This is a genomic window from Rhizobium sp. WSM409, from assembly GCF_057653825.1.
This window is the reverse complement of record NZ_CM172794.1, coordinates 834,505-852,803: the sequence shown is the minus strand read 5'-3', so window position 1 is coordinate 852,803 and position 18,299 is coordinate 834,505. Positions and strand designations below refer to the sequence as shown.

The 18,299-nt window shown below is 59.3% G+C and carries 24 protein-coding genes and 1 pseudogene; 15 read left to right on the top strand and 10 right to left on the bottom strand.

The window, feature by feature from the left end; genetic code table 11:
• Nucleotides 1-185: 185 nt before the first annotated feature.
• The gene (locus AC25BC_RS04190; RefSeq protein WP_128440301.1) at nucleotides 186-788 is read right to left on the bottom strand and encodes a TetR/AcrR family transcriptional regulator; all 603 of its coding nucleotides are present in this window, start codon (nucleotides 786-788) and stop codon (nucleotides 186-188) included.
• 123 nt (nucleotides 789-911) lie between these two features.
• On the opposite strand from AC25BC_RS04190, the gene AC25BC_RS04185 reads away from it, so the two are divergent.
• From AC25BC_RS04185 to AC25BC_RS04160, 6 genes are all read left to right on the top strand, one after another.
• Nucleotides 912-1,292, top strand: coding sequence for a DUF4267 domain-containing protein (locus tag AC25BC_RS04185; RefSeq protein WP_128405851.1), 381 nt, complete (start codon nucleotides 912-914; stop codon nucleotides 1,290-1,292).
• Nucleotide 1,293: 1 nt separating this feature from the next.
• Nucleotides 1,294-1,614: a DoxX family protein gene (locus AC25BC_RS04180; protein WP_113546259.1), complete on the top strand. Its 321-nt coding sequence runs from the start codon at nucleotides 1,294-1,296 to the stop codon at nucleotides 1,612-1,614.
• A gap of 297 nt (nucleotides 1,615-1,911) precedes the next feature.
• Nucleotides 1,912-2,244 carry an ArsR/SmtB family transcription factor gene (locus tag AC25BC_RS04175; protein ID WP_003557417.1) on the top strand — a complete coding sequence of 111 codons (333 nt, stop codon included), beginning with the start codon at nucleotides 1,912-1,914 and terminating at the stop codon, nucleotides 2,242-2,244.
• Nucleotides 2,237-2,722 (top strand): SRPBCC family protein, encoded by a 486-nt coding sequence (locus AC25BC_RS04170; RefSeq protein WP_012756484.1) that lies wholly within the window; start codon nucleotides 2,237-2,239, stop codon nucleotides 2,720-2,722. Before AC25BC_RS04175 ends, AC25BC_RS04170 begins: the two co-directional genes overlap by 8 nt.
• Nucleotides 2,715-3,335, top strand: coding sequence for a glutathione S-transferase family protein (locus AC25BC_RS04165; protein ID WP_206642414.1), 621 nt, complete (start codon nucleotides 2,715-2,717; stop codon nucleotides 3,333-3,335). The genes AC25BC_RS04170 and AC25BC_RS04165 overlap by 8 nt, the downstream gene beginning before the upstream one ends.
• Nucleotides 3,336-3,445: 110 nt before the next feature.
• Nucleotides 3,446-3,820: a VOC family protein gene (locus AC25BC_RS04160; protein WP_017993297.1), complete on the top strand. Its 375-nt coding sequence runs from the start codon at nucleotides 3,446-3,448 to the stop codon at nucleotides 3,818-3,820.
• Between the two features lie 337 nt (nucleotides 3,821-4,157).
• Here the strand turns inward: AC25BC_RS04160 and AC25BC_RS04155 are convergent, their stop codons facing one another.
• Nucleotides 4,158-5,090: a LysR family transcriptional regulator gene (locus tag AC25BC_RS04155; protein WP_128440303.1), complete on the bottom strand. Its 933-nt coding sequence runs from the start codon at nucleotides 5,088-5,090 to the stop codon at nucleotides 4,158-4,160.
• A 121-nt stretch (nucleotides 5,091-5,211) separates the two neighbouring features.
• Between AC25BC_RS04155 and AC25BC_RS04150 the strand changes: the two genes are divergently transcribed.
• Nucleotides 5,212-5,904 (top strand): type 1 glutamine amidotransferase domain-containing protein, encoded by a 693-nt coding sequence (locus AC25BC_RS04150; protein ID WP_128440304.1) that lies wholly within the window; start codon nucleotides 5,212-5,214, stop codon nucleotides 5,902-5,904.
• A 65-nt stretch (nucleotides 5,905-5,969) separates the two neighbouring features.
• Here AC25BC_RS04150 and AC25BC_RS04145 read toward each other — a convergent pair whose 3' ends face one another.
• Nucleotides 5,970-6,443, bottom strand: coding sequence for an AtaL-like protein (locus tag AC25BC_RS04145; RefSeq protein WP_128440305.1), 474 nt, complete (start codon nucleotides 6,441-6,443; stop codon nucleotides 5,970-5,972).
• A 33-nt stretch (nucleotides 6,444-6,476) separates the two neighbouring features.
• Nucleotides 6,477-7,346 (bottom strand): SDR family oxidoreductase, encoded by an 870-nt coding sequence (locus AC25BC_RS04140; RefSeq protein ID WP_128440306.1) that lies wholly within the window; start codon nucleotides 7,344-7,346, stop codon nucleotides 6,477-6,479.
• Between the two features lie 104 nt (nucleotides 7,347-7,450).
• Between AC25BC_RS04140 and AC25BC_RS04135 the strand changes: the two genes are divergently transcribed.
• From AC25BC_RS04135 to AC25BC_RS04115, 5 genes and pseudogenes are all read left to right on the top strand, one after another.
• Nucleotides 7,451-8,341 (top strand): LysR family transcriptional regulator, encoded by an 891-nt coding sequence (locus tag AC25BC_RS04135; RefSeq protein WP_128440307.1) that lies wholly within the window; start codon nucleotides 7,451-7,453, stop codon nucleotides 8,339-8,341.
• Between the two features lie 72 nt (nucleotides 8,342-8,413).
• Nucleotides 8,414-8,848 carry a hypothetical protein gene (locus AC25BC_RS04130; RefSeq protein WP_012756476.1) on the top strand — a complete coding sequence of 145 codons (435 nt, stop codon included), beginning with the start codon at nucleotides 8,414-8,416 and terminating at the stop codon, nucleotides 8,846-8,848.
• A 158-nt stretch (nucleotides 8,849-9,006) separates the two neighbouring features.
• Nucleotides 9,007-9,411, top strand: a complete 405-nt coding sequence (locus AC25BC_RS04125; RefSeq protein ID WP_012756475.1) for a hypothetical protein — start codon at nucleotides 9,007-9,009, stop codon at nucleotides 9,409-9,411.
• Between the two features lie 894 nt (nucleotides 9,412-10,305).
• The gene (locus tag AC25BC_RS04120) at nucleotides 10,306-10,821 is read left to right on the top strand and encodes a BA14K family protein (protein ID WP_128440308.1); all 516 of its coding nucleotides are present in this window, start codon (nucleotides 10,306-10,308) and stop codon (nucleotides 10,819-10,821) included.
• 59 nt (nucleotides 10,822-10,880) lie between these two features.
• Nucleotides 10,881-11,211 (top strand): annotated as a pseudogene (locus AC25BC_RS04115) (transposase); the annotation flags it as partial.
• Between the two features lie 62 nt (nucleotides 11,212-11,273).
• Here the strand turns inward: AC25BC_RS04115 and AC25BC_RS04110 are convergent.
• Complete coding sequence (locus AC25BC_RS04110) at nucleotides 11,274-11,660, bottom strand: limonene-1,2-epoxide hydrolase (protein ID WP_128440309.1); 387 nt, start codon at nucleotides 11,658-11,660, stop codon at nucleotides 11,274-11,276.
• A gap of 157 nt (nucleotides 11,661-11,817) precedes the next feature.
• Here AC25BC_RS04110 and AC25BC_RS04105 point away from each other — a divergent pair, with 157 nt between their 5' ends.
• The gene (locus AC25BC_RS04105; RefSeq protein ID WP_128440310.1) at nucleotides 11,818-12,735 is read left to right on the top strand and encodes an AraC family transcriptional regulator; all 918 of its coding nucleotides are present in this window, start codon (nucleotides 11,818-11,820) and stop codon (nucleotides 12,733-12,735) included.
• Here AC25BC_RS04105 and AC25BC_RS04100 read toward each other — a convergent pair.
• Nucleotides 12,692-13,366, bottom strand: a complete 675-nt coding sequence (locus AC25BC_RS04100) for a glutathione S-transferase family protein (RefSeq protein WP_128440311.1) — start codon at nucleotides 13,364-13,366, stop codon at nucleotides 12,692-12,694. The genes AC25BC_RS04105 and AC25BC_RS04100 overlap by 44 nt on opposite strands.
• Before the next feature lie 44 nt (nucleotides 13,367-13,410).
• Nucleotides 13,411-14,169, bottom strand: coding sequence for an SDR family NAD(P)-dependent oxidoreductase (locus tag AC25BC_RS04095; RefSeq protein ID WP_012756469.1), 759 nt, complete (start codon nucleotides 14,167-14,169; stop codon nucleotides 13,411-13,413).
• Nucleotides 14,170-14,320: 151 nt separating this feature from the next.
• Here AC25BC_RS04095 and AC25BC_RS04090 point away from each other — a divergent pair, with 151 nt between their 5' ends.
• Nucleotides 14,321-15,220 carry an AraC family transcriptional regulator gene (locus AC25BC_RS04090; RefSeq protein ID WP_128440312.1) on the top strand — a complete coding sequence of 300 codons (900 nt, stop codon included), beginning with the start codon at nucleotides 14,321-14,323 and terminating at the stop codon, nucleotides 15,218-15,220.
• A 182-nt stretch (nucleotides 15,221-15,402) separates the two neighbouring features.
• Here the strand turns inward: AC25BC_RS04090 and AC25BC_RS04085 are convergent, their stop codons facing one another.
• Nucleotides 15,403-16,149 (bottom strand): glucose 1-dehydrogenase, encoded by a 747-nt coding sequence (locus tag AC25BC_RS04085; protein ID WP_012756467.1) that lies wholly within the window; start codon nucleotides 16,147-16,149, stop codon nucleotides 15,403-15,405.
• A gap of 107 nt (nucleotides 16,150-16,256) precedes the next feature.
• On the opposite strand from AC25BC_RS04085, the gene AC25BC_RS04080 reads away from it, so the two are divergent.
• Complete coding sequence (locus tag AC25BC_RS04080; RefSeq protein WP_012756466.1) at nucleotides 16,257-16,601, top strand: ArsR/SmtB family transcription factor; 345 nt, start codon at nucleotides 16,257-16,259, stop codon at nucleotides 16,599-16,601.
• A gap of 691 nt (nucleotides 16,602-17,292) precedes the next feature.
• Here the strand turns inward: AC25BC_RS04080 and AC25BC_RS04075 are convergent.
• Together AC25BC_RS04075 and AC25BC_RS04070 are read right to left on the bottom strand one after the other, a co-directional pair.
• Nucleotides 17,293-17,751 carry a hypothetical protein gene (locus tag AC25BC_RS04075; RefSeq protein ID WP_012756465.1) on the bottom strand — a complete coding sequence of 153 codons (459 nt, stop codon included), beginning with the start codon at nucleotides 17,749-17,751 and terminating at the stop codon, nucleotides 17,293-17,295.
• Between the two features lies 1 nt (nucleotide 17,752).
• A complete protein-coding gene (locus AC25BC_RS04070) occupies nucleotides 17,753-18,190 on the bottom strand; it encodes a hypothetical protein (protein ID WP_244432262.1) in 438 nt (145 codons plus the stop codon).
• Nucleotides 18,191-18,299 lie beyond the last annotated feature (109 nt).

The following is an 18,299-nucleotide window of genomic DNA, read 5'->3' as shown; positions in this document are numbered from 1 at the left end:
TTCCTGTGCCTGTCACAGGAATCCAGTGCGCCCAAGTCCTTGGGCGCGATAGACTTTCTTGTTTGGATGAGAGTCATTCACGGCACGGACGCGCCGTGGCTGGATTCCTGTGACAAGCACAGGAATGAAGGAGGAGAAATAGGCGCCAGCCAGTTCTCGCAGTGCGGCGGCCACCGGCCAAGCCTTCAGACCTGATCTGACGACCCGGTTTGATGAACCTCTGCATCGATGATCGCCTGGACAACAAGCGCGATGCGTTTGTCACGCATGCCGGGCCTGATGCGGCCTGAACGTTCGAGCTCGGCAAGCCCATGAAGGGCGGCCCAGAAGGTCTCGGTCGCGATCTCCACATCGGCACAGAACGGAGACACGGCTGCTGCAATGGCGTCGAAACCGGCCCGAAGTTCCGGTCTCGTTTCCGCCTCGGCGAACTGCAGCTGGGTGGGCAGGATAAACATCGCCTCGTAGAGTGCAGGCCGGTTGAAGGCGAAGGCGAAATAGGCCATGGCGACATCCATGAGGGACTGTCGTTGCCCGTTCGCCGCGCCCGCCGCATCCTGGAGAACGGTTGCAAGCTCCTTGAAGCCCTCGACTGCGACCGCTGCAACGATGGCGTCCCTGTTGGCGAAATGCGAATAGAGGACTGGCTGGCTGTATTCGATTTCCGTGGCCAGGCGGCGGATCGTCACCGCATCCCATCCTTCGCTCTCGGCGACGGCACGGGCCGCCGCGACAATGCGATCTTCGCGCTCGGCCCTTTCCCGAGTTTTTCGCTCTGCGCTACCCATTTCCAAAATCTCCACGGCCGGCAGATCAATAGCGAGGATTATATCCACGCTTGACAAACTAGCAATGCTAGCGCATTTATCTAGCAACGCTATTTTATATAGCATCGACAGAAGGAATGCATAATGCAGTGGCTGTTAAATGGCACAGGGTTGCTGCTTGCCCTCGCGATTATCGCGATCGGCACCAGCTATATTGCCAGCCCGACGACGACGATGCGCGGCTTCGGCCTGCCGCTGCCTGAAGATGGCCCAAACGTCGCCTGGTGGCTTCGCCTCAAAGGGGTGCGCGATATCGTCGCCGGATTGCTCGTGCTGGCGTTCATGGTGTGGGGCGTTGAGCGCGAGGTCGGCATCGTGCTTTTGATCGAAGCGATGATCCCCGCAGGTGACATGCTGCTCATCCTCGCCGCGAAAGGCTCCACCAAAAGCGCCTTCGCCATTCATGGCCTGACGGCAATGATCATGGTCCTGGTTGCCATCCCGATGATGATCGGGGCTGACTGAGATGGTTCACCTTCTTGCAATCTGGTTCCTGGTTGTCGCATTCGCTGGCGCCGGCCTCGTCAACGCCATCGGTACGTCCGGGACGCAAGATGATTTCGCCCGCTGGGGCTATCCGCGCTGGTGGGGCATCGTCACCGGTGGACTGGAAATATCGAGCGCCGTGCTGATTGCGCTTCCTGCCAGTCGCATTGTCGGCGTGGCGCTTGGGGCGGTCATCATCGCGGCTGCGGTTTTTACGGTTCTACGCCACCGCGACCATGCACATCTTGCGCCGCTCAGCGTCTTTGTCACCTTGATTGCTGTTGCCGCGATCTCATCTTGAGCACGATCGGCCGCCTTCACCGACAGGCGTGGGCAACCCGCCCCCACCCTCCGTCATCCCAGGCCCTGAGCCTGGGATCCATGCCCGCGGCTGATCGCGGAGGCCAGAGTGGATCCTCGGGTCAAGCCCGAGGAGGACGGAGCGCGGGATGACGTCTGCAGCAGGAACAGCGACGTCTCCCGACATGATCGGGAGCCATCAACACCGATTTTTGCCCCGTGATTTCGCCCATGCAAAACCGTTGACATTTCGCTGAACAAAATATATCCATATGGCTATATAGCTATGTGGTGATATATGGACGACAAGCTCGATGCGATTTTCTCCGCACTCGCCGATCCCACGAGGCGCGCAATTCTTGGGCGGCTTGCGAACGGCAAGGCGACGGTGGCTGAACTCGCTGATCCGTTCGAGTTGTCTCAGCCTGCCATATCCAAGCATCTCAAGGTCCTGGAACAGGCCGGATTGATCCGCTCCGGCCGTGAAGCGAATTCGCGTCCCCGCGTCCTCGAGCCGGCCGCGTTGAAGACGGTTGCTGATTGGGTCGCCGATTACAGACGCTTCTGGGATCAAAGCTTTGATCGTCTCGATGACTATCTGTCCAAGGTACAAGGATACGACAATGACTAATCCAGAGACCGATACCGACAATACCCGCGACCTGGTTCTTGTCCGAAGGTTTGATGCTCCATGCGATCTGGTTTTCAGGGCATGGACCGACCCGAAAGCGTTGGTGCAATGGTGCGGTCCTCACGGTTTCAAGGCGGTGGGCGATCGGCTTGAAGCCTGGCCAGGCGGCAGACACCGCGCCTGTCTGATCGCGCCAGATGGAGAAGAGCATTGGGTCGGCGGAAAATATCTGGAGGTCGAGCCGCCGCACAGGCTTGTCTTCACACATGCCTGGGAGCTCGCAAGCGGCGAAAACAGCCCGGAAACGGTCGTCACCATCACGTTCAGGGACAGCGACGGAGGCACGGAAATGACGTTTCGGCAGAGTGGATTTGATAGCGCATCGTCACTAAAGGGTCACGAAGACGGCTGGTCGCAAAGTCTCGAGCGGTTGAGCTTCTTTCTCGGGACTAGACCCGAAGGGCCGGATCATGCCTAAGGCGGCGATGAAGCTCTATTACTGCGAGACGCTCAATCCCCGGAAGGCCTGCGCCGCCGCTCGTTTTCTCAAAGCCGACGTCGAGTTCGTCAGGGTTGACCTGGCAAGCGGAGAACAGCGCACCGCAGAATTCCTGGCGCTTAACCCGAACGGGAAAGTCCCGGTACTGCAGGATGATGCCGGAACTTTATGGGAAGCGAACGCCATCATGTGCAGGCTGTCTGACAGCATCGAATCGGATTTTTGGCCGCATGACCACCGGCAGATCGACGTGCTGCGCTGGTTGAGTTGGGATGCCAGTCACTTCACCCGGCACGGGGCAACGCTGTGGTTTGAAACCTTGATCAAGCCGTTGTTCGGCGGGGAGCCTGACGTCGCCGTGATCGAAGATGCGAAGACGAGCTTCCGACTACATGCTCGCGTGCTCGACGACCATTTGGCCACTAACAGCGTCGCGGTCGGGAAGACACTGACTGTCGCAGATTTCGCATTGGCCGCTGCACTTCCTTATGCGACTTCTGCTGAGATTCCACTTGCCGAGTTTCGGCATATACAGGCGTGGTACGAACGGCTTGAACAACTAGATGCGTGGCGAAACCCGTTCCCAGCCTAAGAGGGTACGGGCGAAGGACCTTTTTTTGCCAGGGTCAAAGGCGTTGGCAAAGGCACACAAATTATCGAGATCGGCCACTGATCTATTGGCTACGTTTCTGGAGATGAAGCATGTTCACCCACGTGATGATTGGAAGCAACGACTTGGAGCGGGCCAGAAACTTCTACGACGCCACGTTCGCTGCATTGGGAGGCAAGCCCGGCGAGATGGATGCAAGAGGCAGGCTGATCTATGTCCACGAGGGTGGTCGGCTGATGATCACGAAACCGATTGATGGCAAGCCGGCGACCGTAGCCAACGGTGGGACTATCGGTATCGCCGCCGCGAGCCCCGACCATGTTCTAGCCTGGCATGCCGCCGGTACTGCGCATGGTGGCACAGCGATCGAGAGCCCGCCACGGGAACGTCCGAACGGGTCATTCGTCGCCTATCTTCGCGATCCTGACGGAAATAAACTGACCGTACGATCGCAGCCGACGAAATGAGATAGCCTTCAGCAGCGCCTACTGGCCGGCGTGGTCGATGCTCCAGAGGCGAGAGGCGATTTCGCCGGTTGCGGCCCTGGTTCAATGGGAAGCGCAACGGCACGGCACACCGACCAGCCCCACCCTCCGTCATCCCAGGCCCTGAGCCTGGGATCCATGCCCGCTGCTGATCGAGGAAGCCAGAGTGGATCCTCGGGTCAAGCCCGAGGAGGACGGAGCGCGGGGTGGAGTCTGCAGCAGGAACAGCGACGTGTGCCGACATGATCGGGTGCCATCAACACCGGTTTGGCCCGCAAATTCGCCCGTGAGGGCCTCGCCGAGGTCTCGGACACCCGTTTCACTTTCCAGCCGTCGCTTCTGCCACCGAAGCGTCCGAGACATCCTTTGCCACCTCTGATATCAATAATCTTAACCACCGGTGGGCGGGGTCGTTTCGGTAGCGGACATGCCATGCCAGCTCGACCGGGAAGCGGCCGAGATCGACCGGTGCGGGCAGGACTTTGAGACGTGGGTCGCGGGCAAGGCGATGGCAGATCAGCCGGGGCAGCGTGGCGCAATAGTCGGTGACGGCCACCATTTCCGGGACCGCCAGGAAATGGGTGACGGAGACCGAGACGTCGCGCCTGAGACCGGCCTGCTGCAGCATCTGGAATAGGCCGACGCGCATGCGGCCGGGCGGAAGCACGTTCACATGCCGCATCCGCTGATACTGTTCCTCGGAGATGCTTTCGGCGATCTCGGGATGATCTTTGCGCACGACACAGGCCAGCCCATCATCCATGAGATGCTGCACGACCATGTTATCAGGCGGCTCGACGATCCGGCCGAGCACCATTTCCGTCGCCCCTGATATCGCGCCGGTCTCGGCCAGATCATTGCCGAAGGGCGTCAGGCGCAGCCTGATCCCGGGAGCGCATTCGCGCAGCCGCGCCACGATCACCGGCATCAGCACGAACTCGACGTAGCTGTTCGGGGCGATGGTGAACTGCCGTGTCGCTCGCGCCGGATCGAACGCCTGCTGACCGAGAATAACGTCATCGAGGCTCGCCAATGCCCCGCGGATCACCGGAGCAAGTGCCTCTGCCATCTCAGTCGGCTTCATGCCGTAGCGCTCGCGGATGAAGAGCGGATCGCGCAGCGTCTCGCGAAGGCGGTTCAAGGCGTTGGAGACGGCAGGCTGCGTCATGCCCAGTTGTTCGGCTGCGCGCGTGACATTGCGCTCTTCCATGAGCGCCACGAAGACAGGCAGGAGGTTGAGGTCATACTTCATCCAGATATATTGCCGAACGCATAACTGAAATCAAAGAAATAAATTTCCGGAATGAGAACCGCCGAGGCATGATCCCCTCATCGAAAGCAACCGATCACATCTGTCTCGAAAGGATCTCCAGATGAAAATCCTCATGGTTCTCACCTCGCACGACGAACTGGGCGACACCGGCCGGAAGACCGGCTTCTGGCTCGAGGAATTTGCCGCCCCCTATTATGCCTTCCTCGAAGCCGGCGCCGACATCACCGTCGCATCGCCGAAGGGCGGACAGCCGCCTCTCGACCCGAAGAGCGACGAACCCGGCTTCCAGACCGACCAGACCCGTCGCTTCCATGCCGACCCGGATGCCCAGGCCGTGCTCGCCTCGACCGTAAAGCTCGCTTCGGTCTCCCATGACGATTACGACGCGGTGTTTTATCCGGGTGGCCATGGCCCGCTTTGGGATCTGGCGGAAGACAGGAATTCGATCGCCCTCATCCAATCGCTCTATCAGGCCGGCAAGCCCGTCGCCTTTGTCTGCCACGCGCCGGGTGTGCTGCGCCACGTCAAGGCTGCCGACGGCACGCCGCTGGTTCAGGGCAGACAAGTCACCGGCTTCAAGAACTCCGAGGAAGACGGCGTCGGCCTCACCCAGGTGGTGCCGTTCCTGGTCGAGGACATGCTGAAGGAGAACGGCGGCATCTATTCCAGCGGCGACGACTGGTCGTCCTATGCTGTGAAGGACGGCCTGCTCATCACCGGGCAGAACCCCGGCTCATCGCTGGAGACCGCCGGCATTCTGCTCGCCGCTGTGACAGCGGCAAAGGCCGCCTGACGCAGAGCGGCTGGTCGGGGATAAACTCAGGACCAGCCGCCCTGTTGCTTGTGTTGCGGCGATGATCAGAGCTTTCCCTCTGCCAGCAGTTCGCGGGTCCGCTTCAGTGTCGATAGCAGGGCGGCCTTGTAGCCCGTTTCGCCATCGAATTGCACCTGCTCGGCCTGCTCTTCCGGGCCGTTCGGCTGTTTGCCGCGCAGGCCGAGATAGCAGTAGAAGCGCAGCTGCAGCTGACCTTCTTCATCCTCGAAAAGCTGGTTGACGATCGCTCCCTCGCGTGGCCCCGTTGCCTGAAAGAAGGTGACCTTGCTTTGCCGTTCCAGGGTGATGATCTCGCGTAGATCCTGCCCGGCAATCGTCGCTTCGCGCACGAAGTGGGTCGGGCTTTCCTCCACGACATCGCAACGGCTGCAGAGACCGGCGGGAAGAAAGAGCCGGGCGTCGCGCGCCTTGCGTTCGAGACCTTGCCAGGCCTCGGCGCGCGTCAACGGGGTTTCGCCTTCCGGGTTCACCGGAACTGTGGCGGTCGAATAGATCATGGTGATCGTCCTTTCGAGATCGCTGTTGCTGCCTCAGGCGGAGGCAACGGTTTCCGAGGCGAAGGCGCGATAGGAGTGCAGCGGGCGGCCGAGCAGCTTTGTCAGGCGCTCGACGTCACCGGCCTCGGGCAGCATGCCGTCGGTCAGGAAGCGCTCGCCCATCAGGCGCATGTCGTAGGCCATCCAGGCGGGCATGAACTGCTTGAGATTTTGCTCGAAGCCCTCGGTATTGTCGCCGCCGTAGTGGATCGGGCGGGCGAGCACGTCTGACCAGATGGCAGCGATATCGGTTCCGGTCAGTGTCTGCGGACCGACGAGGTTGATCCGGTCAAGCGCCAGCGGCTCTGCAGACTGTTCGCGGCGCAGCAGCTCAAGGGCGGCGATCTCGGCGATATCACGGACGTCGATCATGGCGAGACCCTTGGGCCCGATCGGCATCGGGTAGGCGCCGTAGCCGGTGATGACGTCTTTGACCGTCAGATCGTTCTGGATGAAGTAGGCCGGGCGCAGGATCGTCGCCTTGAAACCCATCTGCTCGATCATCCGCTCGACGCCGAATTTGCCGGCGAAATGCGGCACGTTCACGTAGAGGTCGGCGTGGATCACCGAGAGATAGACGATCCGCTCGATACCGGCCGATCGGGCGACATTCAGCGCAATCAAAGCCTGGGTGAATTCGTCCGGAACCACGGCGTTGAGCAGGAAAAGGGTCGACACGCCCGACATGGCGTTACGCAGCGAGTCGACGTCGAGGAAGTCGCCCTGCACGACGCTGACGCCAGCCGGGAATTCGGCTTTCGAAGGGTCGCGGACAAGAGCACGGACATCGGCGCCGCGCTTGACGAGGTGTTCGACGACTTGGCGGCCAACATTGCCTGTGGCGCCGGTAACGAGAATGGTCATGGTCTTTCTCCGTGTTGGGTTGCTTGACACGTCGAATATGTGTGGTTCACTGGTAGTCCGATAGACAGAAATTTTAGACGCAGCGTCTCGCTGGTGGAACACTCATGGATCTTCTTGCGCTTGCCGATTTCAATCTCGTTGCCCGCCATGGTGGCTTCGGCAAAGCGGCAAGGGCCACCGGCCGGCCGAAGGCAACCCTGTCGCGGCGTGTCGCCGAGCTGGAAAGCGGACTTGATCTACGGCTGTTTGAACGGGGTGCGCGGAACCTGAAGCTCACCGAAGAAGGACGGGCGCTGTTCGAGCGGACGGGGGCACTGCTTGCCGAGCTGGACGAGACGGCGTCAGCGATTGCCTCCGGCGGCCAGAAACCCAAGGGTAGATTGCGGATCAGCGCGCCTTTGCATTTTTCCCAGACCGCCATGGGGAGGATCGCCGCGGGCTTTACCCTTAAATATCCGGAGGTGAGGCTCGAGGTGACGAGTGAGGACCGGCCTGTCGATATGATCGAGGAAGGCTACGATCTGGTCATCCGCGTCAATCCGGATCCCGACGAAAGCCTGGTCGGACGGGTGTTTCTGCGCGACCGGCTGGTGGTGGTGGCGAGCCCCGATCTTCCCCGCCCGACCGGCGGACGTGCCGCTCCCGGCGTCGCGCGCGGCGCAGGCGAAGCGCAAACATGGCAGGTGAAGACACCAGGCGGCCGGTCGACGATCAGGATCGAACCTGTGCTCACCTTGGCGACGCTCATCATGGTCCGCGATGCGGTGCGCGCCGGCGTCGGTGCAGGACGTCTTCCGATTTCGCTGGTGAGCCATGACCTGGCGGACGGCACACTGGTCAATTGGGGGGATATAGACGGCCCCGAAATCGCTCTCTGGACGCTCTATCCATCACGGCGGCTGCTCAGCGCGCGCGTGTCGGCGTTCCTGGACTTTCTCAAACAGGCCTTCCCCAATGGGACGGCTGACGAACTGGCCGCCTATATTGGCAGGTGATGACTGAACCCGCTTTCGGGCGTAGAGAGTCTGGCCCATAACCGACGAGATCGACATCCGAAGGAGAGCAGTGTGTTTCGTTATCTCTTTGGCGCAATATTAGCGTCCGTGCCGCTCGCTGCCGCCAATGCACAACCGCCAAATTTTTGCAGAACCAGTTTCAAGCCTAACGAACCGTTCGAGTCGCGTTTCGTAGGAATTGACTACGCGCTGACCATGCATGTGCTTGCGGAGAGATATTGTGAGGCGGAGCCGAAGCCGATGGGCCCGCGATTTTTACAATACGTCGAGAAACAAGGTTGTGGTCCTGGAACAGAGATCTATTCCGATGTCGAGGCGGCGATTGCAAAGCTTGAGGGGGCGAGCCTGAAGCTTCTCGCTCAGAATGGAGACCCCGGTCTGGCGATCTCCGAACCGCAGGTGCAGGAGTGGGCGTTGGCCACGACGAAAGAGCTTGGAGGATGCGACGCATTGAAAGCTGCGCATGATGCCGAGCTTCAGCAGTAGGTGGCAAATAAGAGAACTTATTCCTGCAAAGATCCCAATTCATGTCAAAGGCCAGCGGCGTTGGTATCTATGGCAACGGTGCGCCATGAGCGGGCGTTGCAGCTGCCGTAAAAGCCACTAGTCTCTGTGCAGAGGGATGGGCAAAGGGAGTGCCGGTTTTGGATGAAGAAGTTTCAGATCGCATCGTTGAACAACGGTGGCGAAATCGGATCATCGACGCCATCGAAGTTCTCGCTCAGGGAAACGAAGGTCTCATTGAAGTGAATTACAATGAGTTCTTCGAAGGTTTTTACGACTATTGGCGTGACGGGCAATTGGTTGTGAGGCCAAATAGCGCGATCACGACCGATGAAGAGCGGACCGTCGATGCGCTGGGGCGGATGCTGGAGGATATCAGCATGGAAACCCGGCACTTCCAAAGCGAGGCAGAATACATTCAGTCGGGGTGCGCTGAACGGATCAAGCCGGTGGCGCAGGAGGCTCTGAAGTTGTTTCTGTCGCGCGGTCGATTTCGTGAGGATTGCGAAGAACTATCTCCAACTCTGGACACATACCAAACGTAGACCGAAACGTCCGGCGTGGCGCAAATCGGCCAGCGCATAAGGAACAGGCGCATTGGTCAGCACCGCAGTAGAGTTGGGCAGCAGCGGATCAACGAGCGCTCCTAGCTATGATCTCAATCACGCTTTCTCTGTACCCGTCCGTCCGGTAGATTCCCTGCACCCGGCAGCCACGCATGACTTCATAGCCTTCGCCATTATCCGGATCCGATCGCTTGAGAGCAACAATTACGTCGTTCAGCCCCGTCCACTGGTCCGCAAGCCCGCTTCGTGTCCAACTGAATGACAATGGGCCTTGTTGAACGCTCCCCTTCAGGGCCTCCAGTACTTCGAGGGTCACCCTCGCCTCACCAGGCTTTAAAACTTCGTAGTCCCGGAAAGTCCCCCGGACAATGACGTCAGCGTCGAACAAATCCGACAAAAATCCTCGAGGTGCTGCGCATGCGTGGGCGCTCGCCGCAGCGGTGAGAACGAATATCAGCGCGTAGATTGTCCGAAGCAATAAATTCATCCCAAACCATTCGGGCTAGCTGGTCAGTGACACTAGCATGATAAAGCTGAGCGAAATTCAGTCGCGCGCACCTTTTCTCAAACAGGCCTTCCCCGATGGTACGGCTGACGAATTAGCCGCCTATATCGGCAGGTGATGACCGCGCTTTGCCGGCCTCATGGATGAGCCCTGCGTTGCATGATTCATGGAGCGCGCAGCGGCTCATATGAGATGATGGAAGGCGGTCGCGTGCTTTCGCGGGAACCCGCCGTCGACGAAAAGCTTTCCTGCATAATTCCTCGAATCAAAGTCGATTTTAGGATAAAATTAACCAGCGCATTTAAAGGGCCGAAACGTCCTTGCGCGCCTTATGCGTCGCGCAGCGCTTACGAAGGAAAGATGAGCCAATGAAAAGGTTAGCAATCGTAATCCTGTCGCTGGTGACGGCGCTGACGAGCGCCCCGCCGGCCATGGCGTTTCCCACCGTTGCCGTGCCGAAGATCGAAGTCGCAGAGGCGCAGCTGGTCCAGTACAGACATCACCGCGGCGGCTACCGAGGCGGCTATCGAGGCTACCGCGGGGGTGGATACCACAACGACAATTGGGCTTGGGGACTCGGCGGGCTCGCGACCGGCGCAATCATCGGCGGAATGCTGGCGCAGCCGTATTATGGCCGAAGCTATTACGGTCAGGGCTACTACGATCAAGGCTACTACGACCGGGGCTATTACGGATCGCCCTATTACGGTCCGCCGCGCTACTACGGCTCGACCATTTACCGTCCGCGCTACTACCGCCAGGTCTATAGTGGCGGCAACGGACATACGAGCTGGTGTTATGCGCGCTACCGGTCTTACAGGGCTTACGACAACACGTTCCAGCCCTATTACGGTCGGCGACGGGCGTGCGTCTCGCCCTACTAGGATCAGGACCTATTAATTTGGTTTGAGATGTGATTCTGGCTTCCAACAGGAGGTCAGTGATGGGTGATTTGTTTCCGCTGAGCAAGCGCCAGATGGCGCGGATATCGCCGTTCTTCCCGCTGTCGCGCGGGGTTCCACGGGTCGAGTGGGATCGTCTACGTGATCCGCAATGACCTGCAGTGGAAGGACGCGCCGGCAGGTTATGGGCCGCACAAAACGCTCTACAATCGCTTCATCCGCTGGAGCCGGCTCGGCGTCTTCGACTGGATCTTCGCCGGGCTCACCGGCGGACGGCCCAGGCCTGAGCGCATCATGATCGACGCGACTCATCTGAAAGCCCACCGGACGGCTGCGAGCCTGCTTAAAAAGGGGATGTTCCCAATTGGGCGCGTTGTGCTGATCGCGGAGACAATAATCTCCGCGTCCAGCCCCATTGTTCGCAAGCCGGCGTCTCAGCCGGCAGTGAACTTCTGGACGGCTGTAACGTCGAAATAGTCCCGCCACTCGACAATCTTGCCACCTTCGATCTCGAAAATGCCCATGATCATCACGCGTCCGATTTCGCTGCCGTCGGCACGCTCGAACCGGTCGAGCCTTTCGGTGAGAACGCGAGATCCGTCGGCGGCAATCGCGAGCATGTCGATATGGACCGTCGAGATGCCCATCGACGTCTCCAGTCCGTCGATCATGGCGATAGCCTCTTCGACGCCGTTCGTGACTGAAACGCCTTCGTTGACCCAGCGCGTGTTGGGTGTGAACCAGCGACGGACGGCTGGCCTTCCGCCGTCTTCAACGAACGTGGCGCAAAAAGCCGAAACAGTTTCGATTGGGTTGGGCATGGCAGTTCCTCATAGGTGATTTAGAAGCCTCATGGCCTCGGTGTTGAGCCTGAAGATAGGCTTTGAACCGCGACGTCACGATGCCAGATCTTCCGCTATCATTGCCTGATTTTCCGGAAAGTTTGATAATTCTGGGCAATCGAATTAAGATGCCATGATGAGCGAACTCGACAAAATCCGCGCCATGGCGATGCGCCACGCTGGCCGTCAGAGTCCTCAACTGCCGAGACTGTTCGCTTACACCCTCGACCATACAACCGAGATCGACCCGCTGATCTACGATCCTGCGGCGTCCCTGGTGATCCAGGGAACTCAGCGCATGTTTATCGGCGACAAGATGTTTGAGTACGGTCCTGGCCAAAGCATGATTGTCGCGGCTGAGATCGCTGCATTGGGTCAGATCTGTGAGGCGTCAGAGGATCAACCGTTTCTCGCAATCGGTCTATTTTTGGACCCCGCCCTGCTGTCGGATCTCGTACTTGAAATGGCAGCGATACCAGAGTTGCCGATTCAATCGGGATACGGGGTAAGCACCGCGAGCGCGTCGCTTCTGGGCGCTTGGGGAAGACTACTGGAGCTACTCGATCGCCCAACCGAAATACCCGTCATGGCTCAGTCCCTGGAACACGAGCTCATGTTTCGGCTGCTGATGGGACCGCACGGCGGCCTGCTCCGTCAGATTGCCGGATCTGACTCGCGCCTGATGCACATCCGAAAGGCCATGGCTTGGATCCGCGACCATTACACCGAGCGCCTCAATTTCAAGGCGGTCGCTGCGCTCGCGGGTATGAGCGTATCCGTGTTTTACGATCGCTTTAAAGCCGTTGCCGCCGTCAGCCCGCTTCAGTATCAGAAATATATCCGGCTCCACGAGGCCCGCCGTCGCATGATCGCGAACCAGGTGAGTGCAGCCGAGGTGGGGTTTGCGGTCGGCTATGAAAGCGCCTCGCAGTTCAGCCGTGAGTACAAGCGTCTCTTCGGAGCGCCGCCGGGTCAAGACACCGAGAGAGCGAAAGCGGGCTTGGGGGGAATCAATCGGCCAAGATCGCTTGTTGCTCGGCCAGATGTTGCTTGAAGCGGCGACCGTAGTTCCGCCCCACGGCCGCGACGACGCTCTCTCGTAATGCCAAAGCCTCACGCCATATGGATACGCGTGGGAGCCCCTGAAATATCATCTGCGTCACGGTCGGGTTGATGAGGTCGAAATACCGGAACAGAGGCGCGAACACCGCATCGACCATGCTGAACGTCGATCCAGAGAAGTAGGGCCCCCGGTCACGCACATCTTCGAGCCTCTCTAGCCGGTTTCGGAACGCTGCCCGCTTGGCGTCTGCGGTCGCACGATCCTTGGCGTTAAGGAATTGCCAGGCTTCGGCGAGGGTCGCCGTGCCATATTCGATCCACGCGCGCTGTTGAGCGCGCGACAGCGCGTCCTCAGAGTAGAGCCTTGCGCCGCCCTGCGTCTCTTCGAGATATTCGCAGATCACCATGCTTTCGAACAGAGTTGCGTCCCTGTCATCCGCCCGCTCCACCTTCAGCAAGGGCACCTTGCCTGTCGGAGAAAGCGCCAGGAACCAGTCCGGTTTGTCAGCGAGATCGACGTCGATCCTGTCGAACGACACGCCCTTCTCCAAAAGGACGATCGCCGCACGCTGAACGAACGGGCATAGCGGATGGCTGATGAGCGTGAGCTTGCTGGTTGTCATGATGGCCTCTCGATAACCGACAATCTGGGGAGCACTTGCCTGGTCTAAAGCAATTGTCCTCCCGAGATGTCGAACGTGGTGCCATTGGCCCAAGCCATGTCGTTGGACAGGATCGCGGCGACGGCGCCGCCCACATCGTCCGGCAGGCCGACGCGGCCCAGCGCGATGCCCTGCGCCACGTATGCGTTCACGCCCTCATTGTCGCGCACTGCGCCGCCACCAAAATCGGTTGCGATGGCGCCCGGCGCGATGGCGTTGACGCGAATCCTGCGTTCACCCAACTCCACAGCCAGATAACGTGAAAGCACCTCGACCGCCGCCTTCATGGCTGCGTAGAGGCTGTACCCCGGCAAGGTGAAGCGCACGAAGCCGGACGAGACGTTCAGTATGCGCCCGCCGTCCGCGATCAGCGGCAGAAGCTTCTGGGTCAGGAAAATCGGCCCCTGGAGATGGGTAGAAACCAGGGAAGCAAACTGCTCCTCGGTCGCATCGACAAAATTCGAGAACAGGCCGTTGCCGGCGTTATTGACGAGATAGTCGAAACGATCTCGGTGGAAGTCCGACCTGAGCGTCTCGGTGACGGCGCCAACGAATGCCGGGAAGCTCGCCGTGTCGGTTACATCAAGCGCCAGCATCGACGCCTTGCCGCCCAGCGCTTCTATTTCCTGACGCAAGGCGTTGGCCTCGGTCATGCCATTACGGTAGGTGCCGATGATATGGACCCCCCGCTTGGCCAGGTGAAGCGCCATGTTGCGGCCAAGGCCGCGGCTTGCGCCGGTGATAAGTGCGATAGGGTGGGTCATGGCTGCCTTTCTCGGATGTCGCGCCCTCAGGCGCTTTTGTTGGATCCAAGATAGGCAAACGCCGGGTTGGGAACACGCCCGATCGGCTCAACCTCTTGCCTGATTGTCTCAAAACCTTTGCTTTTTCGCGGGGCCGTGGCACACTGGAGAAATGACAGACGATCTCGCGCCGCATCTGGACATTGTGTTGCGTCATGCCGCGACGGGCTCGACGGACACACTGATCCCCCGCCTCGACATGTTCGTAGGACAAGACACCATGGGCAAGGTGCCTTGCCTTTATCGCTCGATGATCTGCTTCATTCTGCAAGGGTCTAAGCGCGTTGCAATCGGCGACACCCTTCTGAGTTACGACAGCGCGCAGTATTTCATCAGTGCTCTCGACCTACCGCTGACTGGGCAAATTCTGGATGCCGGCAAGGGTCGCCCCTATGTCGCGGTCTCACTCGTCCTGGAGCCGGGGCTGTTGGCAGAGCTGGCTGCGACCATGCCCTCCGTACGAGAGAGCGATCAGAAAGGCATGGGCGTCGCGGTCAATCCAATGTTCGCTCCGCTTCGCGATACATTGCTCCGGTTGCTGTCGTTGCTCGATAACCCGGCGGATATTCCCATTCTCAGCCCGATGATCGAGCGCGAGCTACTCTACCGGTTGCTGCAGGGCCCACAGGGGCGATTGCTGCGTCAGATCGCACGGCCTGAAGGTGCCTTGGCCCGCGTCCGGCGCGCCATCGCGTGGATCAGGGACCACCCCGACGCGCAGCTTCGCATCGAGGCCCTTTGCGATGCCAGCGGGATGAGCCGCGCAAGCTTGCATCGCCATTTCCTGGCGATCACTGGCTTCAGTCCTCTTCAGTATCAAAAGCAGCTGAGATTGCAGGAAGCCCGCCAACTGTTGCTAGCGGGCGGCCATAGCGCGTCGGATGCGGCGTTCGCGGTCGGATACGAGAGCGCCTCGCAATTCAGCCGCGAGTATCTTCGGCAATTTGGCGCGCCGCCGGCGCGGCATGTCCAGGAGATGCGTCAAGCGATTGAACACCCGACGGTGGCGTAGACGTCTGCGGCGGGCCAATCTCCAAGACGCCGAGCTGCCAGCCCGCATTGCGGCTTGGCGCAGGCACACCATCGCCACAGCTAGAGCATGTCGCGCAAAAGTGTGCAGCGGTTTTGCGCGACATGCGCAAAACCAAAGACCTGAAGCGCGGGCCAAGCGAATCTGAAAGATCGCGACGCGCTTTAGCGGAAACCGCCGCTGGCGGCCAATCGTTCGCCGCTCAGCCAGCGGGCATCGTCGGAAGCGAGGAAGACGGCGACACCGGCGATATCGTCCGGCTGGCCGATGCGGCCGAGCGGCGTCTGGGCGACGATGGTCTGTTCAAAATCCGAGCCGATAACGCCGGCCGTGTGCGTGCCCTCGGTTTCGACCATCCCTGGCAGGATGGCGTTGACGCGGATCTTGCGCGGGCCGAGTTCCTTGGCAAGCACGCTGTTGATGCCCTCGACGGCTCCCTTCGTGCCGGTATAGACGGCGGAGTCTGGCGGCGCCAGGCTGGTGACCACCGAGGAGATGTTGATGATGCTGCCGCCCTCGCCGAGATGCTTGACCGCTGCCTGGGTGGTCAGGAGAACACCGAGAACATTCACGTCGAAGATGCGGCGATATTGCTCCTCGGTCACCTCACCGATCGGCGCGAATTCATACACGCCTGAGTTGTTGACCAGCACGTCGAGCTTGCCGAACTCCTTGACCGCAGCATCGACCAGCCCCTGTGCCTCACCGGCCTTCGAAACATCGCCCTGCACCGCGATGGCTTTGCCACCGGCCGCGCTGATCGCCTCAACCACGGCGTCCGCTCCCGCCTTGCTCGAAGCGTAGTTGACCACCACTTTTGCACCTTCAGCTGCGAACGCCTTGGCAATCGCAGCGCCAATGCCTTTGGAGGCGCCCGTTACGACAGCGACCTTTCCTGTGAGCTTAGCCATTTCTCGTTCCTTCAGATCTGGATAGCCGCCGGGATTGGCAGGCTTGTTCCATAGTTCAGAAATTCGGAACTGTTGATCTCGATGTCAAGGGACGCTATATAAAATTCATGAGACCGCTCTTTCACCCAGCCCTGGAGGACATCAAGCCCGAGGCGATCCTCTATGCGCTGTCCGATCCGGAGCGCGTTGCCATTTATGCAAAGCTTGCCGGCGCCGGCGGTGGCGGGACGTGCTCTGCGCTTGCCGATCTCGGCGACCGTGTCATTCCAAAGTCGTCGCTGTCCAACCATTTCAAGGTGCTGCGCGAGTCCGGGCTGATCATGAGCGAGCGCCAGGGTGTGGAGATGCGCAATCAAACGCGCTGCACCGAGTTGGACGAACGTTTCCCAGGCCTGATCAGGGCCATCCTGACGGCTTACGGCCAGCTTCCCGGGCAGCCGAAGGCGGACTGATAGCCACTAGAGCATAATCCCCAATTGTGAATGACGGCGCAGGTCGAAGCTGATTCAAGATCCACTTTGGAGAGGTGGATGATGGCACGAGTCTTGACCGATGATCTTCGATTGCGGGTGTTGAAACATGGGCTTCAGTGGTAGCGATGGCGAAGCTGGACTCAACAAGACTTCAATTTTAGCGGGGAATGCATTGCGATATACGATCATTATTCTGAGCGTTGTAACGGCTCTAGCGTCGTGTGCTACTTCACCCTATGACACCCCAGAGATACGCCGCGTCGGGTCAGCCGGGAGTGCATTGGGCAAGTGCTTGGAGCGGACCACAAAATCGTATCTTGTTTCAAACAAAGATCCGCAAAAAGTCGCTTCAATGCTTGATAACTCATGCATGGCGGAACGAAAGGCAATGTCGGATGCTAAGCTCGCGGCTGGTCTGCCGGTGGATTATTTCGACTACGGAAAAGGTCGACACGAAGTTTCATTATGGTGGGTGCACTTTTTACAGTAGACCCAGAATAAGCGCTCCCCACCGGCCTCGAAGGCGAAGCGCGCGTGCCGACACCGGTTGAATGCAAGGAGCACCGCTGCGGCGGTTGCGCTTGTTCGGTTTACGGGCTCAGACTTTCCGCAAAGAGGCCCAGGCTGGTGCCTCGGCCGGTGACGACAGCAGGCTTACCCGGCAACAGGCTCATCCTGACATCGTCTCGGACACGGCAATTGTGTCGAAGAGAAAGGGTAGGCCTTCGAGCTCAACTGGTGTTGGGCATTTGGAGTCGCCCCATCGATCGGGGTGTGCCACGGTAAAAGGGAGCTCGACCTGATGGCCCGCGACCATGGCGAGCGTCATCGGCAAGGCAACAGCGAAAAGGTTCTTTCCCAATAAGTAAGCAAAGATGGGGGCTGAAAACATGGCAATAGCCGCCTTCCCATCGCCGACCGGAGTAACGTCCATGGCTTTCCAGGCGACCCATGACAGAAACGCCGCCGGGAGCAGACCGGCCGCAATCGAAAGATTATTCGTTTTGGATGTCCATTCGATGGACGGCAGGAAGTTAAAGCCAGCCATCCTCACGAAAACGGCAAGCATTCCCGGCAACAGCCACACCAGCAGCAAAATGATGACTAGTTTCCTGTTGAGACGCTTCACCCTAGTTCTTGATCACATTGATGTTGACGGTGACGTCCTTGATGGTCCCCTCCCCGTAGGACACCCTCACCTTGTACATGTCACCTCCAGAATAGCCGCTGTTGGAAGTATAGTATTCCGACACGCCGAGAGATTTCTTGGAATTGCATTTAATGCGGATGCCATCCTTGTAATTTGAATAAATATTCTCTTTGACGAATTCAACCGAGCCATGCGCCGGGGCTTCTACCAATTTTATATTGGCGATTGTTGCAGCCGTGCAATCTTCATTCAAATTGTAGGACTGGCCCATCTTTGTCCGCTCTCCACTCAGAGCCCGACTGTGATCCGCTGAAATAGCAACACCGTTTTGCGTAGTGATACATCCCGACAGAGCTAAAATGATGGAAAGCACAGAAATCGAAATAGAGTTTTCTTTCAAAAATCGCGAGGCCAGCATTTTGTTTTTCATCTCTTGGTTTTATTAATAGCGCCATTCAGCTTATCCAATCAGCAGCCTATTGCAATCGCACGTGCCTGCGGCCGCTTCTTGGTCTTTTCACCGCGGA